Source organism: Arcicella sp. BE140, from assembly GCF_031456255.1.
Taxonomy (GTDB): domain Bacteria; phylum Bacteroidota; class Bacteroidia; order Cytophagales; family Spirosomataceae; genus Arcicella; species Arcicella aquatica.
This window is the reverse complement of the sequence record NZ_JAVDUE010000031.1, coordinates 1-17,010: the sequence shown is the minus strand read 5'-3', so window position 1 is coordinate 17,010 and position 17,010 is coordinate 1. Positions and strand designations below refer to the sequence as shown.

At 31.6% G+C, this 17,010-nt stretch carries 20 protein-coding genes; 11 read left to right on the top strand and 9 right to left on the bottom strand.

Features of this window, described 5'->3' with window-relative positions:
- Positions 1–722 precede the first annotated feature (722 nt).
- From J2Y60_RS24630 to J2Y60_RS24600, 7 genes are all read left to right on the top strand, one after another.
- Complete coding sequence (locus J2Y60_RS24630) at positions 723–980, top strand: hypothetical protein (RefSeq protein WP_309924698.1); 258 nt, start codon at positions 723–725, stop codon at positions 978–980.
- Positions 981–1,053: 73 nt separating this feature from the next.
- A complete protein-coding gene (locus J2Y60_RS24625; protein ID WP_309924700.1) occupies positions 1,054–1,659 on the top strand; it encodes a hypothetical protein in 606 nt (201 codons plus the stop codon).
- Between the two features lie 282 nt (positions 1,660–1,941).
- The gene (locus J2Y60_RS24620; RefSeq protein WP_309924701.1) at positions 1,942–2,553 is read left to right on the top strand and encodes a hypothetical protein; all 612 of its coding nucleotides are present in this window, start codon (positions 1,942–1,944) and stop codon (positions 2,551–2,553) included.
- A 123-nt stretch (positions 2,554–2,676) separates the two neighbouring features.
- The gene (locus tag J2Y60_RS24615; RefSeq protein WP_309994784.1) at positions 2,677–3,135 is read left to right on the top strand and encodes a hypothetical protein; all 459 of its coding nucleotides are present in this window, start codon (positions 2,677–2,679) and stop codon (positions 3,133–3,135) included.
- A 245-nt stretch (positions 3,136–3,380) separates the two neighbouring features.
- Positions 3,381–4,547 (top strand): sorbosone dehydrogenase family protein, encoded by a 1,167-nt coding sequence (locus J2Y60_RS24610; protein WP_309924719.1) that lies wholly within the window; start codon positions 3,381–3,383, stop codon positions 4,545–4,547.
- A gap of 12 nt (positions 4,548–4,559) precedes the next feature.
- Positions 4,560–5,618, top strand: a complete 1,059-nt coding sequence (locus J2Y60_RS24605; RefSeq protein ID WP_309924702.1) for a class I fructose-bisphosphate aldolase — start codon at positions 4,560–4,562, stop codon at positions 5,616–5,618.
- Positions 5,619–5,988: 370 nt separating this feature from the next.
- Positions 5,989–6,453, top strand: coding sequence for a hypothetical protein (locus J2Y60_RS24600; protein ID WP_309924703.1), 465 nt, complete (start codon positions 5,989–5,991; stop codon positions 6,451–6,453).
- Between the two features lie 103 nt (positions 6,454–6,556).
- Here J2Y60_RS24600 and J2Y60_RS24595 read toward each other — a convergent pair whose 3' ends face one another.
- Positions 6,557–6,991 (bottom strand): KTSC domain-containing protein, encoded by a 435-nt coding sequence (locus J2Y60_RS24595; protein WP_309924704.1) that lies wholly within the window; start codon positions 6,989–6,991, stop codon positions 6,557–6,559.
- Between the two features lie 273 nt (positions 6,992–7,264).
- Here J2Y60_RS24595 and J2Y60_RS24590 point away from each other — a divergent pair, with 273 nt between their 5' ends.
- Positions 7,265–7,873, top strand: coding sequence for a porin family protein (locus J2Y60_RS24590; protein ID WP_309924705.1), 609 nt, complete (start codon positions 7,265–7,267; stop codon positions 7,871–7,873).
- A 321-nt stretch (positions 7,874–8,194) separates the two neighbouring features.
- Here J2Y60_RS24590 and J2Y60_RS24585 read toward each other — a convergent pair whose 3' ends face one another.
- The 4 genes from J2Y60_RS24585 to J2Y60_RS24570 all read right to left on the bottom strand — a co-directional run bounded on the left by J2Y60_RS24585 (position 8,195) and on the right by J2Y60_RS24570 (position 11,535).
- Positions 8,195–8,896, bottom strand: coding sequence for a hypothetical protein (locus J2Y60_RS24585; RefSeq protein WP_309924707.1), 702 nt, complete (start codon positions 8,894–8,896; stop codon positions 8,195–8,197).
- Positions 8,897–8,965: 69 nt separating this feature from the next.
- Entirely contained in the window at positions 8,966–9,913 is a 948-nt protein-coding gene (locus tag J2Y60_RS24580; RefSeq protein WP_309994781.1) for a hypothetical protein, read from the bottom strand.
- A 148-nt stretch (positions 9,914–10,061) separates the two neighbouring features.
- A complete protein-coding gene (locus J2Y60_RS24575; protein WP_309924709.1) occupies positions 10,062–10,760 on the bottom strand; it encodes a hypothetical protein in 699 nt (232 codons plus the stop codon).
- Between the two features lie 67 nt (positions 10,761–10,827).
- The gene (locus tag J2Y60_RS24570; protein WP_309924710.1) at positions 10,828–11,535 is read right to left on the bottom strand and encodes a hypothetical protein; all 708 of its coding nucleotides are present in this window, start codon (positions 11,533–11,535) and stop codon (positions 10,828–10,830) included.
- 350 nt (positions 11,536–11,885) lie between these two features.
- Between J2Y60_RS24570 and J2Y60_RS24565 the strand changes: the two genes are divergently transcribed.
- A complete protein-coding gene (locus tag J2Y60_RS24565) occupies positions 11,886–12,665 on the top strand; it encodes a phytanoyl-CoA dioxygenase (RefSeq protein WP_309924711.1) in 780 nt (259 codons plus the stop codon).
- 91 nt (positions 12,666–12,756) lie between these two features.
- On the opposite strand, the gene J2Y60_RS24560 is transcribed toward J2Y60_RS24565, so the two are convergent.
- From J2Y60_RS24560 to J2Y60_RS24545, 4 genes are all read right to left on the bottom strand, one after another.
- Positions 12,757–13,383, bottom strand: a complete 627-nt coding sequence (locus J2Y60_RS24560; RefSeq protein ID WP_309924712.1) for a class I SAM-dependent methyltransferase — start codon at positions 13,381–13,383, stop codon at positions 12,757–12,759.
- A 62-nt stretch (positions 13,384–13,445) separates the two neighbouring features.
- Positions 13,446–13,946, bottom strand: a complete 501-nt coding sequence (locus tag J2Y60_RS24555) for an endonuclease V (protein ID WP_309924714.1) — start codon at positions 13,944–13,946, stop codon at positions 13,446–13,448.
- 66 nt (positions 13,947–14,012) lie between these two features.
- Entirely contained in the window at positions 14,013–14,453 is a 441-nt protein-coding gene (gene arr, locus J2Y60_RS24550; RefSeq protein WP_309924715.1) for an NAD(+)--rifampin ADP-ribosyltransferase, read from the bottom strand.
- Positions 14,454–14,486: 33 nt separating this feature from the next.
- On the bottom strand, positions 14,487–15,503 hold the full coding sequence (locus J2Y60_RS24545) for an XAC2610-related protein (protein ID WP_309924716.1): 1,017 nt from the start codon (positions 15,501–15,503) through the stop codon (positions 14,487–14,489).
- A 563-nt stretch (positions 15,504–16,066) separates the two neighbouring features.
- Here J2Y60_RS24545 and J2Y60_RS24540 point away from each other — a divergent pair.
- The gene (locus J2Y60_RS24540) at positions 16,067–16,336 is read left to right on the top strand and encodes a hypothetical protein (protein WP_309924717.1); all 270 of its coding nucleotides are present in this window, start codon (positions 16,067–16,069) and stop codon (positions 16,334–16,336) included.
- 179 nt (positions 16,337–16,515) lie between these two features.
- The gene (locus J2Y60_RS24535; RefSeq protein ID WP_309924718.1) at positions 16,516–16,821 is read left to right on the top strand and encodes a hypothetical protein; all 306 of its coding nucleotides are present in this window, start codon (positions 16,516–16,518) and stop codon (positions 16,819–16,821) included.
- The last annotated feature ends 189 nt before the right edge of the window (positions 16,822–17,010 follow it).

Here is a 17,010-nt window from a genome sequence, read left to right as displayed (position 1 = left end):
ATAATTGATTTGCAATTAATCAATATATTTTTAGAAATGTATAAAAAGTACAATATACTAATTGGTTTTTTAGACGATTATCAATTATCCTCAATGGAACTTGAAAGATTTGAAAATCAAATTGTAAAATTTTATTAAGATATAAGATTCAGTATTAATGTCCTTGCTGCTTCAAGCTGTATGTTATTCTACGGCTCCAAACGATTAAGAGCGTCACGCTCGCACTTTATTATCTACAATGTTTTCAAACCGTTTCCTTCATATCAAGGGAGTTTTACTAAAATGTTATTAACTTAGAAACCACAATTACATTTGATAATTATTGTTCAACATTAGACTTAATCGTTAATGAAATACTCAATATATTAGAATGAAATTTAAAACGAACCCTGAGATTTTTTAAGAGAATTAATAGTATTAACCCAGTACCAGCAAATCCAGAAAAATTTAATATTTCTGAAAGATTACTTCTTTTTGAAGGTTTTAGAAGAATATATGAAATAAATGTTAAAATCAATCACATACTTCATGACGAAGGACATACACCGGGTACAATTACCAGATTCATTCCTGAAGATATACTTGAAAAAATAAGTCATATAATCAGCGAGGGAATTAAAGATAAAAAATTTTGGCCGGGAATATTAGGTCTTTCAATGATATATAGGTATTTAACTTGGGAGATGTTTTGTGAAAATACTTTTGTAAGGGAGTTATATTCTATGAATCCATACCATTTCTTCATAAGAATATTAGAACGAGGAGTACAAATCAGTAAAGTAGATGGCAGATATGTAGAGATAAACCCTTATGAATCATACATATATAGTGATTTGCATTCAAAAAAAATATATCAAGAAACACCTTATTTAGTATCAACAGATGACGAATATCTAGATAAAATAAATGCCTTTTATGCTGAGCATAAGGAATTACCTCCTTGGCTTGAAGAAGATAATAAAAGAGGGTATGTTCTTTAAGGTAAGTATTTGATAATGAGTGGGGTATTTGATTGTGGTAAAGGAATGTTGAAATTGTAAAATTGGAAGAGTCATGAAAAACGAATTAAATGATAATTTTATAAGAGCTTTGGAAAGGGTAGAGAAAATAAAATCTAAATATCCTGGTCCAGAATCAAATGGGAATAACAATATTATCAACTTTCTGTTGCTTTACTTAGAACATATAAGGCGAAATGTTATTTGGGTTGTTGAAATAGAGAAGCTGAAAGGAGTTGAAATAAATCAAGTCAGAAACCTTGACTTTGCAAATATGATTAATAATGAATGGGATTTAGATAATGAATCATATGGTAAAATCTTAAAATCATCCTATAAGTCTATTCTTATTCACTATTTAAACTTTGAATTACATAAAGAGGAATTTCCAAAGCTCTTTTTTACACTCCCAAATCCATATGAACCAATAATAGTTTTTTTTGAAAAAGGGTATTGTTATAGATATGAACATGGAGAAGTTAATCTTGGTGATTTTGTTATTAAGAATTTACAAAAAAGATTTTACGTTAACATGAAGCCTATTATACAATTAGAAGAAAGGGATTTTCAAAAAGAAGATAAGCAATTCAGTCTAAATAATATTGAATACATTAAAAATCTTGTAAATGAAACAGGAATTAGGATTGACTGCCTTTTCTAACGAAAAATTGGATTATTATTTATTAAAATAATAATTGTTATATACACAATTAAAAACGTTCAATTATAAGCTACTCCGTCTCCTCGTATATTATCCTACGACTCCAAACGATTAAGAGCGTCACGCTCGACTTATTTTTATCTGCAATGTTTTCCAACCGTTTACTTCGCATCAAGGGAATTTTACTAAAATGTTACTAACTTAGAAATCACAACTACATTTGATAATTATTGTTCAACATTAGATTTAGTCGTTGATGAAAGACTTAATATATATAATAGCATGAAAATTAACACTGATTCTCAGATTTTCAAAAGAACTAATAGTATTAGTTCAGAAATTGAGAAAGACAATTCTATTTCAGAAAGATTACTTCTTTTTGAAGGCTTTAGAAGAATATATGAAGTAAATGTTAAAATCAATCACATTGTTCATGAGGAAATATATTCATTAGGTACAATTAACAGACTCATACCTGAAGATGTACTTGAAAACAAAAGTGAAATCATCTATAAAAATGATGAGAATTTTGAGAACAATAAAACTATTATTGGTATGTTTGGTAAGTTAATGGTACACATGTATTTAACTTGGGAGATGTTTAACGAAAATGAATTTGTAAGGGAATTATATCCAATCAATCCATATCATTTTTTCGTAAGAATCTTTGAACGAGGTATAGGAATAAATACAGAACATGGCCGTACATTGAGGATGACTATATTTACCTCATTTAGTTTATTCAAATTGCTATCAAAAGAAAATTATCAAGAAACTCCATATTTAGTCTCTACAGATGATGAATATCTAGATAAAATAAATGCCTATTATGCTGAGCATAATGAATTACCGCATTGGTTGGAAGAAGATAATAAAAGAGGTTTTGTACTTTAAGATGTTCCTATTCCTAGCGAGGGACTTAAGTCCCTCGCTAGGAATAATGGTTGTAAGTTGTTGATAGTCAAAGTGTAATAGGCAGCTTGTCGTCGTAGTGTATTAAGATTACTATTCTTTTATATGAAAGTAAAAAATAGATATTATTTCTATTTTGTCAACAAATTAGGAATATTTATACCAATTTGGATAATTTTTTATATCCTTAAAATAGAATTTATGATGGTGCTTATACCATCATATCTTCTTTTGAATAGTATTTATTATTATATTTTTTGTAAAGACTTTATCATTGAAAAAGATAAAATAGTCTTACTTTCAGCCAAAGCCGAAAACTATGATTTTGATAATATTGTAAAGATTGTTTTTGTAGAAAAATCTTCTCTGGTTTATATAAGTCAAAAGATTGAAATATTTTTTTCTGATGGAAGTAAAAAAATAATTAATTGTGACGGATTAAATTCAGACGATGAGTATATCGATTCATTCTATAACAAATATGAGCATATAAAAAATGTGTTCGAAAAAACGTACTTACAGGAATCCTTTTTGAGCCCTTTAATACATCATAGCGTTCATTAGGAAATTTTAGACACCTATAAATCCCTCTTTCCCCCTATGGCACAGTATTTTATCTATTCTTGAAGAACATAAAACTAAATCAAATAATAATGATGATGTTATTCAAGCTACTACCTTTGTGCCATACCTCCTTCAAAAGAACTTGTTTTTTATTGATAGGGCTATCGCCGTTTATTAATTTATCAGGATTAGCTCAGAAACCTCAGCCTGCTACTTTACCTGCACCTTATGCTACCAAATCGACTATGAATTTCAGTAATGTTCATGGTTGGGAAAACGGACAAACACCTATAGCTCCAGAAGGTTTTATTGTTACCCGATTTGCTGATCAGTTTGATAACCCGCGATGGATGTACGTAACCCCGAACGGAGATATATTGGTGGCTGAAAGCAATTCTAATCATACCTTAATCGAAAAAATAGGCGGGCGTATTATTGGGGCTAGTAAATCAAATAATTTAAGTAAAAGTGCTGATAGAATTACTTTATTACGTGATACTAATCAAGATGGTATACCTGATTTACGCACTACTTTTTTGAAAGACCTAAATCAACCTTTTGGAATGTTAGTTATCGGAAATTGGCTATATGTGGCCAATATAGATGCCGTGTTGCGTTTCCCTTATCAAAAAGGACAGACAGAAATTATTGAGAAAGGACAAACGATAATGAAATTGCCTATTGGAGAACATCCCCGCCACTGGACTCGTAATTTATTAGCCAATGCCGATAATACAAAAATCTATGTATCGGTTGGTTCAAATACTAATGTTGCTGAAAAAGGCATGGAACAGGAATTCAGACGGGCAGATATTCTCGAGATTAATCCAGATGGCTCGGGTGAACGGATTTATGCTAGTGGCTTAAGAAATCCTGTAGGAATGGGTTGGGCAGTGGGTACGAAAACCCTTTGGACGGTTGTGAACGAAAGAGATGAATTAGGCGATGATTTAGTGCCTGATTACTTAACAAGTGTAAAAGACGGAGGTTTTTATGGGTGGCCATATTCTTATTTTAGTCAGCATGTTGACCCACGGGTGGAAGAAAAAAGACCAGACTTAGTAGCCAAAGCCATTGTGCCAGATGTTCCTTTGGGGTCACATACAGCATCTCTTGGATTAGCTTTTTATAATCAAAAGTCGTTTCCCCAAAAATATCATAATGGTGCATTTATTGCCCAACATGGGTCTTGGAATCGTTCGGTACTATCGGGTTATCGAGTGGTGTTTGTACCCTTTGAAAATGGGAAACCCAGTGGAAAACCACAAGATTTCTTGACTGGATTTATGGCTGATGAGAAGAAAAATGTGTATGGAAGACCCGTAGGTGTAATCGTATTGCCTGATGGCTCCCTGTTGGTGACAGATGATGTTTCTAATATCGTATGGCGCGTGAGTGTTTCAAAAAAATAAACCATTTTAATTATGGACTTTCAGAAGATTGTTGAACTATTGGGAGAAGATTTCGATAATCTATTACATCACGATTGTACTACCTTTTCAAAAGAACTCTTATACCGCCCTTCACCCGACTATATCAGTCAGGTTTTGGTAGAAAGCAATCGTAGCCCACAGGTATTGCGTAACCTTGCTAGTATTTTTAACCATGGTCGCTTGGCAGGTACAGGCTATGTCTCAATTCTACCTATCGACCAAGACATAGAACACACCGCTGGAGGTTCGTTTGCCAAAAATCCAATTTATTTTAATCCAGAAAATATCTTGAAACTGGCGATGGAAGGTTCTTGCAATGCAGTGGCTACTACCTTTGGCAATCTGGCACTGGTTGCCCGAAAATATGCCCATAAGATACCTTTTATTGTAAAAATAAACCATAATGAATTGCTAACGTATCCCACTAAATATAATCAAATCATGTTTGGGTCGGTTCGGGAAGCTTGGAACTTAGGGGCTACAGCCATTGGAGCTACCATTTATTTTGGTTCAGAGGAGTCGAGTAGACAGATTATTGAGGTATCAGAAGCCTTTGAGGAGGCGCATAGCTTAGGAATGCCCACCATACTTTGGTGTTACACCCGTAATAATGGCTTTAAAAAAGAAGGTATTAATTATGAAACAGCCGCGGATATTACGGGACAGGCCAATCATATAGGCGTAACGATTCAGGCTGATATTATCAAACAAAAAATACCTGATACCAACGGTGGTTTTGCTGCGATTGACTTTTCAAAAAGCGACCCGCTGATGTATTCAGATTTAACGACAAAGCATCCGATAGACCTTTGTCGCTATCAGGTAGCCAATTGTTATATGGGTAGAATCGGGCTGATTAATTCAGGAGGGGAATCTAAAGGAGCTTCTGATTTAGTGGATTCTATCAAGAATGCCATCATCAATAAAAGAGCAGGAGGGATGGGGATGATTTTAGGGCGAAAGGCTTTTCAGCGTACATTTGCTGATGGCGTAGAACTTTTGCATGCTGTGCAAGATGTGTATTTAGCCAAAGAAATTGGCTTGGCGTAGAATGTTTGTTAATTTTTTTTGAGAACATAACCCTCAAAATAATTTTCTATTAGCGGGTGACTTAAGTCCTAACCATTATCCACATCTTTTAAAAAGTTGAAATGAAGATGTAATTATTGATAAAATTGGTTCAAATAGGCTTAAATCGTCTTTCAAACTGAGCTTTGGTCGCCTCATGTCACAGCATGACTACGTGAAGCTCTTATTTCTAGCGAGGGACTTAAGTCCCTCGCTAGAAATAAGAGCTTGATTATCAGTTATTTATATGCTTATGGGTAATCATTAGAACTTAAGTAACCAGCTAATAGAAAGGTGATAAAAAATTGAATATACCGAGATGTGTTATTTATAATGCGAAATTGATAAAATCATGAAAATCTCAAAACTATTATTCACATTTTCTTTTTGGGCAATATTAGTCTCATGCTCTATAAATTTGTTTGCCCAAACACAATCAGAGCTAGAAGAAAAAGACTCTAAGCAAGTATCAGAACATTATACAGTTGCCTTAGAACAAATTTCGGCTGTCCAACTGGCAGAGTCTCTTACGAAAGCAGAATTGTTAGAACTTGTACAAAATGCAGGGAAAAATTTGAAAAAAGCAGAGGAGTTTTTCGCTTTGGTAGAAAAATACATCGGTAAAATAGATGCGAAAAGTTCTGCCTGCTTGGCTGTTAAGCAATATAATAAAGTGGCAAACGGCTATTATTTAGCGATAGTAAAGGAACTGGAAAAGGAAAAATACAATATTAGGACTATAAAAGCCCATGCAATGAAGTTTCAAGACGCTATATCTAATGCTGAAACGGAGCATATAAAGGCTAGGATGATGTAGCAAATCTACTATTAAAATTAATCCTTCCTATTATAGGAAGGATTAATTTTATTACCCTATAATCGTCAACAAATCCTTATCTCACTAGAAATAAGGAAGGCCTCTACTTACTCACATTTCTATAAGTAAAAGAATGAAAGATATGTCTTTTGGCAAATCTTGGCAATGATGGAGCATTAACAAGCTTCACATAAGTATTTTTAGGCACACCGAAATATTCATACACCACATTATCATGAAAGATGATTTTTAACGTTTCATCTTTATAATCAAAATCTTCAATGATAGAAGTCGTCGTGATACGAGTGTACTCTTCTGCATTAGCCAAATGTGTTTCTGGCGCAATACCTACCAAAAGATTATAGGCTTCAATGATTACCTTACTCTTCACCGCAGCTTGTGCTTGTAGCTCCTCATTATCTTGAATTTTATCAGGATGCCACTCTTTTATCAGATTTCTATATGTTTTTTTTAATTCAGAAAGCTCAGTTGTTTTTGTTGCACCAAAGAGTGTTCTATAAGAATTGATTTTTTTCATGAGTTTATCAAAATGTGAATAACCACATTAAACACCTGTTAATGCTTTTAAGTCTTATTTTATTATTCAGCTACAAAATTAAGGATTAATACTTATCGAAACATAAAAAAGCTTGTTACTGTGTGTATTTTGGGGAATTTTGGGGAATTTCAGTAAGCCCCAGTTCTTTATTTATAACCAATCATAGCCAAATCAGCTATGAACCAACAATGGAATAATATTTTTAATACCATCAACAGTAATTAATTATCATTCAATTATTCCATTAAAGTTATGAACAAGAAAACAGGTTTATTCATTGTAGCTATTTTATTAGTGGCTAGCTTATCGAAAGCACAAAATTTATCTTTTGGCCCAATGGCTGGTGTAAATTTTTCTAATTTATCTTCAAACGATAATACCTCAACTAAAACAGGACTCGCAGCAGGAGCATTTTTCAACTACAGTAGTAAAAATTGGTTTGGCGTAGGTGTACAGGTATTATATAATGAATTGGGCGCGAAGGTGAAAAATGTAGACAATTCAATCAATTTGAATTACTTACAAGTGCCAGTGTTGTTTACTTATTATTTCGCAGGTGAAAACACAGCAGGCTCTTTTAGACCAAAATTGTTTGTTGGGCCACATGTAAACTTTTTATTAAATGCCAAAGACAAAAATGGTATTGATTTGAATCCAAACGGACAGAATTTTTCGAGTACTGATTTTGGTGTAACAGTAGGAGGAGGGTTTAACTATGCTTTAGCAGACCAAATTTGGTTGAATGTAGATGCTCGTTATGGTTTAGGCCTAACAGATGCTACAAAATCTACCACTAGTAACAGCATGAACAGAAATTTGGGTATAAATGTAGGAGTAAGCTTCCCGATAGGAAATCTCTAATTGTTTAAAACGATATAATATAAATCTCCCTTTTACTCAATGAGAGTAGAAGGGAGATTTTGTATTTTAAAGGAGTGATAAATTGTTTGCTCTTTTGCTGTTCCATATCTTTAGACTTGGAACGATAAATACAAAGCAGTATCTGAGTGCAAGGCAACTACAATATATTTAAACAAAATCTATTTCTAACAAGCCTTTCTATTGGTCATATAATCTCTGGTCTCTGGCTAAGTGAAGTAGATAATTCCAAGATTGTTCTACTAAGCCCCCTAAATAGTTTTGGGTTAGTTAAGTATAAAAGAGAAGTAAACTAAAACAAAATTAATGTATAACTATCTTGTTTTCAGCTATATACTTTACTAAAAGTTTTTTTAACTCTTTTTGGGTTAATTTTTTACTTTCAAACTCCATCAATATCAGCTTAGCGTCCTCTTTACTCACTACTACTCCATAACCATTGAATTTTATCTTGTTTTCAGTTAATTTATAATGAAATAATAGAACATCTTTTATTGAATAATCAAAATTAAATTCTTTTAAATCGCTTGCTCTTTTTAAACTTGCAAAATTATCCCTTACTTCTCCTTGAGCAGGAAAGCTATGAATAAAAATGTTTAAATTATTAGGCATTTTGATGGCGAATTTTAATGAATCGCTATAATTATTTTGAAAATAAGAGTTTTTAGGAATTTTTATTTTTGAATAATAATCTATATTAACTAACGAATCATTAACTAATTTAATAATTCCATCCTTTTCTCTTTTTTCTTGAAGGGATACATTAATATCTGCATATTTGTCGTATAGAGCCTCATTTGATTTATTGTTTTTTACTTTATCAAATTTTTCATTAGCTTCTCCAGTTATTTCTTGTATGGCTTTCTTAAATGGATTATCACCATGAAAGCTATCGGTATTAGAACTTAGATTTGAATATTCTAAAAATAATCTTGTAATAAAAAAAATACTTATAGCAAGGCTTAAAAGGATTCTCCATACTGGCACTTCTTTCTTTTCTTTCATTATTAAAATATATTATTGTTGGTTGGTGGTTGTGATTCTTTAACGTGTTGAATAGGAAGACAGATTTTATCATTTCATTTCGTCTTCATTAATAATAATTTGTGTTAAGCGGTCTCCTACACTATTGAAATAAACGAATTTTATTTTTGTAATACCATATCTTTTTACCCTTTTGAGCAACGTTTTCAATTCTTTGTCTTGTATTATTCTAGTTTTAAATTCAATATTATCTTCTCCCTTCATTACTATAGTTTTCAAATCCTCGTAAGTAATAACTTCATAAACCAATTCATTTTTATCGCTGAACTCAATATTTAAAACTTTATTTCCTGATTTTGGGTCAATATAAGGTAAATTTTTATTCAATTCTTTCAAGGTATTATCTATTTCAACCTCCATTGGAGTTTTAGGTTTAGATACCTCGGAAAGACTCTCATCATTTACAGGTACTTCTTGGAATGCATAGTTAAGTCTTTTATTACTAGGTTTCCTATCACTTGCAGGTGGTTCATAGAATGTATAAAAGGTTAGTAAATCAATGTCTGTATTAAGAAGTTCGGTGCCATCTTCAGCCAAAAATACTAATTCAAATATTACACCATCATCCATTAATTTAACAAGTTCCTTGTCTTTACTTAAAGCTTTCGACCATATCATAGGAGCTTTTTTTTCCATAGAATTTATTCTATCAATATCGCGTTTTTCAACTCTGACCTTCGATACTATCCTAATTTTAGTTTCAGTCGCTAATTCAGCATATGTGGATATTAAATTAGGGTATCTATAATCAGCATTAAAGGTGTAAGCATTATATTCTTTGATAAAATCGCTTATTTTTTGTTTGGTACTTTTGCGACAGCCTATTAGTAATATAATAAGGAGTAGAAAAATTGATTTTTTCAAGAACATTTGATACATCTGTAGCGTGGTTTTTTTGTGAAATAAATGATTAGGTTCTCTAAATATATTCAAAATAAATGGAAAAAAAAATGCCCTTAGATTAAATACTGAGGGCATTTTTGTTAAAATATGTTCCTCTAGGATTATTGATTTTATAGACAAATCTGATTCTGTAGAAAATAATATAAGTGAATATGTTTTGCAGTTGGAGACTGCATTTTATTTGTCGTTCCAAGTTTTTAAACATGGAACAGCTTTGTAGTTACTAATTTTTGAATATGATGTTTTCTGTTAGGAATCTCAATAGTAATTTTCTTAACTCTTTTTTATTTAATTGGTTACTTTCAAATTCCATAAATGAAAGATTATCGTTTTCATAATTCATCATAACAGCATAACCATTGAACTGCATATTATTTTTAATTATTGAATAATGAAATAATTGAACATTTTTTATAGAATGATCAGACTTAAATTCTTTTAAATAGCTGTTTCCTTTTAGACTTCTAAAATTCTCTTCCACTTTTCCTTTAGCTGTAAAACTATGAATAAAGATGTTTAAATCTTTAGGACTTTTAAAGGCATATCTTAATGAATCGTCATAATTCTTTTGGAAATAATAATTTTTTCGAATTTTTATTTTTGAATCAATATCTAGCAGAATCAATGAATCTCTTACTAATTTAGAAATTCCATACTGCTCTTTTATTTCTTGCGAGAGCATGTCAATATCTATGTATTTAGCATAGAGCATATCATTAGATTTTATATTTTCTTGATTTGAAAATTGTTCATTTTTACTTTCAGTGATTACCTCTAGCTCTTCCTTGAATCTTTCATCATCAAAGCGATTATTTGCATTATGATTTGAACAACCTGTAACTAATCTTGTAATTAATAAAATACTAGAAACAATGCTTAAAATGATTCTCCAAATAGGCAATTCATTGTTGTTATCACTCATTATTAAAATATGTTATGATTAATTGTTGCAATGAGTTTTTATTTTCTAAATGCGTATTTAGATGCTATTATTTCAAATCTTTCTCATCTAAAATAATATAATTAATAACCTTCCCTTTTTTATTTAGATAAATATATTTTATACCTAAAATTCCTGTATTTTTTAAATTATTAGCTAATAATTTCAAGTTAGGATTTCTCATCATTTCATCTTTAAGCAAGTTTTTACCATCCTCACTCTTTAATAATACCATCAAATCAGCAGCGGGTTCAACTTCATAAACTAATTCATTTTTATCACTCAGATTAATCCTTAATACTTTATTGCCTGTTTTTGGGTCAACATAAGGCAAGTTCCCATTCATTACTTTTAGCATTTGTTCTATTTCAGCAGCCTTTGGGTTATTATTTTTAGATACTTCTGAAGAATGTTTATCATTGGGAGAATCTTTTAGTAATTCTTTAATGGTTTTTCTGTCAATGACAATATTTGTAAATTCTCTATAGTTATCATCAAAAAATACAAAATTAAATTCTACTCCTTCATTTAATAAATCATTTAGCAAACCACTTTGTTTTATAGCACTCGCAAATAGGCTTGGATATAATTGATTAATGATTTTTATTTTGCTTTGATTGTCTCGTGATATTTTAGTGCCAAATTCTATATTAATTCTGGCATTAGTTATTACTTTAGCATACGACGATTTAATATCATGATCCATGATAAAAAGTGAACTGGCAGAACGGTTATATTCTGTAACAAAATCTTTCATTTTGTCTTGGGTACTTTGACAACTTACCAGTAATATAATAAGAAGTAGAAAAATTGATTTTTTCAATAACATTTGATACATCTGTAGGGTGGTTTTTTATAAAATAAATGATTAGTTTCTCTAAATATATTCTAAATAAATGGAAAACAAAATACCCTTAGTATTAAATCTAAGGGTATTTTTCAAATTTAGCTCAAGATTTATAGATTGTTTTTATATTTGCTTTATGAGGATGACCGTAATGCTTTAATATTCTTTTTCCGCTTTTCTTCCAAAGGCAATGCACTAACTTATTGATAGTGCAAGGCTAGTTATTGTTCAATGATGATAAATTAAAGCAAAAAAACTTTATGGCAACCGTATTAAATAAAAATGAAATAGAACAGTTTATTTCAGAAGGCTTCATTCGAATTGATCATGCATTTTCTTCGGAAATTGCGAAAGAAATAGTAGATATTTTATGGAAGGATATTCCTTTTGACCGTTCTAATCCCCAAACTTGGACAGAACCCGTAGTTCGTCTAGGAATGTATTCCCAACAGCCCTTTATCGATTCTGTTAATACCCCAACATTGCAAAATATTTTTAATCAATTGGTGGGTGTAGGAAAATGGATTCCTTGTCAGAGTGTAGGTACATTTCCAGTTAGATTCCCCAGTGCGAAACAACCGAATGATACGGGTAAACACGTTGATGCAAGTTTTTCGGGTGACGACACTACCAATTATTTTGAGTGGCGTGTCAATGTCAAATCAAAAGGCAGAGCCTTATTGATGTTGGTTTTGTATTCGGATGTCAGCGAAAACGATGCCCCGACTATCATTTACAAAAAGTCGCATATCGATGTGGCAAAGGTGTTATCTCAAAAAGGAGATTCAGGGCTTTCTTTTATGGAACTGGCAGGGAAATTAGATGAATTACCTAAAAGAGAAGAAGCTTTCGCCATAGGAAAGGCAGGTACAGTTTATTTGTGTCATCCGTTTTTGGTGCATTCAGCACAAGCCCATCGAGGAAATATCCCTAAATTTATGGCTCAGCCCCCTTTATTATTGCGAAATGAATTAACTATTGCAGATTCTGATGTTGGCTATTCACCTGTCGAACAAGCTATTCGTTTAGCGTTGGACTAGGTAAAGAATGGTTTTTAATTCCAGAGGTTGCTATTTGACGACCTCTGGATACTAAAGACTCAGCTAGATACTCAAAAACTAGCAAATATTATTAGGACTTCGTTTTCCTACATTTCATTAAAAAGAACGGCTGACTTTCATTGATTGATAAGATTTCAAATAGTCCAGCCTTGTCAAATTCTGCATGGATAGATTCCCTGTCGTAAAAAAACATCTTAACCCCTTCGAATATTTCATAGCGGTCTTTGCTAATAAACTTGCCTTTACCATAAGTAGGTGCTTCTTTTGAGATAACTGTAAAAACCATATAGCCACCATCAGATAATTGATTGTAGCAGTCTGAGATGAGTTTCTGTCTTTCATGATCATCTAGCAAGTGAATCAACGCATAACAAAATATTCCATCATATTTGCCATCGTCAAATGGCATATCAGTTACCGAACCATGATAGATAGTAGTGGTTGTACCGTAATGTTTTTTAGCCAAAGCAATAGCCGTTGCTGAAATCTCAATGCCCGTTACTTGAATGCCATTCTCTATAAAAATCTGTGCATTTCGTCCATAACCAAAGCCAGGGATAAGTATATTTTTTACGGAGTGTTGAATAAATAAATCCTTCGTCAAGACAGCAGACTTTGAGGGCTCAAAACCCCACATTTCTTGTTTATCGATAAAGTTTGCCTCCCAAAACTCTGGTTGTTGATCTTTATGTGTCATTATTTCATATATTAAAAGAAAGCAAGAGATTGCCTAAGTGAGTTTTGACGGATTATAAATCTTTACTCCTTTGTTAATGTATCTAACGTTTTCAATAAAGTAGGTATCCTATTTGGTCCACTCATATTTTTTATTAGTTCTGTTGCCTTGTCGAGGTCAATGCCAATTGCTGTTATGTAAAGAGGTTTTATACTTGTCCCTCTCAAAAGTTGCCTTTTGTTTTGTTCTATGGTGGCAAAGTTTGTTTTAGCAACTCCAATAATCGGAATAGTCGAGCCTAATTCTCTATATAAATGCCCGCCCAAACCAAGCTTTTGATTATCGTCCAAAAACACAAAACTATCTACTATAATTGTTTCAATATTCTCGATTTGAATTTTTTCAAGCAAACTCATAATACAAGGTAATTCTCTTTTATAAAATTCTCCTGATTGATATTCTTCAATCCCTTCTAGTATTTCAGTAGTTACTTGATAGTTTTCATCGTTTTCCCAACTTTCAAAAGCGATACACACCGTTTTTGCTTTATTATCAAAATAATAAGTATCAAAGCATAAAATCATAATATTATCTATAAAAATCTTTTGGAATTATAGTACCACAAAGTGAGGAAAAACGATTTTTAGTCATTAATTGATAATCACTGCATTCGGATTCGCTTCAATGTTTGCCAACCTTTCACGCCATTGTGCAATCTCTTCGGGTGTCAATCTCACCCAATCTGTTACTTCACCAACGACTTTCAAGGGTGCTTGACTACGATAGGAGCGAGTAGGATTACCCGGAAATTTTTTATCGGTAACATTTGGGTCATTTTCAAAACTGCCCATCGGTTCAACGATATAAACACGTTCAGAACCATCACCTTTGGCCAATGTTGCAGCAAGCCCCGCTCCATTCACCAAAGCTGTAAAATAAATATGATTCATGATGATTTCGGGTTTGTAATTCGAGCTAAACCCAGCTGTCAGCAAATCGCCAATTTGCAAATCTGCTTTCGTTCCGTGATAAAAGGGACCATTATCTAGAACTTCCGTCTTATCAGATATGCTTGTTTTGATTTCTATCATTTTTGTGTTTTGAGCGACGTTTATAATTACAATTTAATAATGTACGTTGTCAAGCATCACTTTTCGGAGCCAATCCAAACTGCCTTTTTTAGTAGTTATGTCGCCAATCAAGAAAGATGTTTTACCACCGAAAGTAATTTTGATTCCAATTTCATTTTGTAACTCATAAATTTTATAAGTAGCATCGTTATTTTTAAAGGTGACTGATAGGTTGGTTGTAGTACGGTCAAAATAAAAATCTGGACTTTTATAATCTGATTTTATAGGATATGCAAATTCGATGGTACTATCTTTTTTGGCAAGAACATAATAAAGTGCACTATTATCAACATTAATGAGCATTACTCGTTTATTGTTTTTAGGAAGATTAAAAGAAAGAAAGACTTCAAGACCTTCTTGGTTTAAATCAAGCGTTCTAATCGTGTTTTTTACCATTTTTTCCCCATTCCAAACTTCTTCAGTAGTGAGACTGAATATTCTATCTGGTTCATCAGTAACTACTTTAATTGCCTTTGGTTTATTATCTACTACTATAAATTCAGAATATTCATGCCAACAACATCCACTTTTGGTCATTGTATAGATTTTCTTTGATTCAGCATCTATGTCAAACATTCCACAGTATTCCTGAGCCAATCTTGTAAAATCATTATTGTAAATAAATTCATTCTTTGTAGCTAAATAGATTTTGAAAGACGGTCCATGATAACAACTATTCTGTCCATCGCTTATTGCAAAATCTTTTATACCATCAAAATTAAAGTCATCATACATGAGTAAACTTTGTTCTCCATACCCCAAGGATTTAATGTTCGCCATGACTTTATTCGCATGAAGTTCTAACACAATTTCATCGGAAAATACTCTTATAACTCGCTGTTTTGTTTTTCGTTCATAAATGGCTATCCAACCTTTGTTATACACGTCATCAGAGCTGGTGATATGTACTTCACCATAATATTCATTTGAAAAATTGTCAACAGTAAAAACTTTTTGCGAAAAGGCTAGTGTTGTGAAAATTGAAAAAAGTAGTGTCAAAAAAGTTTTCATAAGTGTGGTGTTGTCAATATACTGTTTTTTTGCCCTTATTAAAATCGCCTTCAATGAGATAAGTGTTAATAATAATCACATAAGATGAAGTATAATAATTATTCCAACAATCTACTGTATGGTTGTTAATAGTCTAATTATGGCGATTTTGTCATTATTTCGCATATTTTCATAGTACCCTTGAATCCTTGTTATATCTACGGCAAAATATTAGCTGTCATTTTGGGTTGTTCAATAATTTGTTACTCGTTGTATATTTGGAAATACTTCAACGTCGTTCCTATCTAATCGTTACAGTATTAGTATAATCACAATAGCATAGCTTTTGTCTAAGATAAGTAAAAATACCATAAAATCTTTAGTCGTATCTGATAGATTTTGTGGTATTTTTATATTTTTCAGCCGAAGATTATTTGTGCGTCTGATTCTGTCTCAAATTGGACTAAAGTTTAATACAAGTGACGATTTGATTAACACTTTCGCTAGTGTGGATGAAATGGACGAAAAGCAGAGCTGTATTCAAAGGAAAAGAATTAAAGTAGAAATGCTAAAGGTTATAGATAATGAAAAAATACACATTTGTAACAGAGTATAAAGGTGGTACTTACATTCAACAGATTTGTGCTGATGATATATTGGCTTCAATTCGATTATGGATTGATAAAATAGAGCAGTTTAATATTCCAAGCTTGGGAACAGATGAAAAGGTTATTTTAGAGAGTGAGTTTTTATATGAAAGACCTACTAAAATAGAGGGGATAGAAAACGTTTGGTTTATATACTTTAGTGTCAAAAAAAATCAGGTATTAGTTAATATAATAGCAACCCAATAATAAAAACCACAAATACAAGTGCCAATGGATGACCAAGTTTATAAAATATTTTACATTTTTTACAATGAAATATTATACTCTAACATAGTGTAACATTATATAAAGCAGGGAATTAATTAGACACAATACTCGTCAAGACAATTTATATTATTCAGAAATCTCAAAAATAAACTTGTAATATGAACTCAACACTTTTGAAAATTTCAAATGCTTGGGAAATGGATGGTTTTCTTGGCTTATTAAGAGATAGAGTTTTTAATGTACAAATGGGCGAAGATTTTCTTCACAATTTACAATCTATTGAATTTGATTCAATAGATTGTATTCCAAAAGATACCGTTAAAATTCTTTGGTATATTCCTATTTTCATGGAATGGAGAGATATAGATTTAAAATATACTTTAGAAGAAAATGAGTATAAAAAATATATTAATTTAAAGTCTAAAATATTAAATCATTTAGAAGAAATATTAGGGATGCCATAACTGTAAAATAAAAAGACGATTTTATACACTTCAAAAATAAATTACCTTTTCTTTCTGTTGGATTGTGTCCACTCCCGAGCAATAAGAATAATCCGGCTTTCCTTGAAAATTATTTTTAGATATTGATTTAGAATAAAATCCACTCATATTCTGGGTGGATTTTTCATTTCACCTAAGGTGATTTATTTA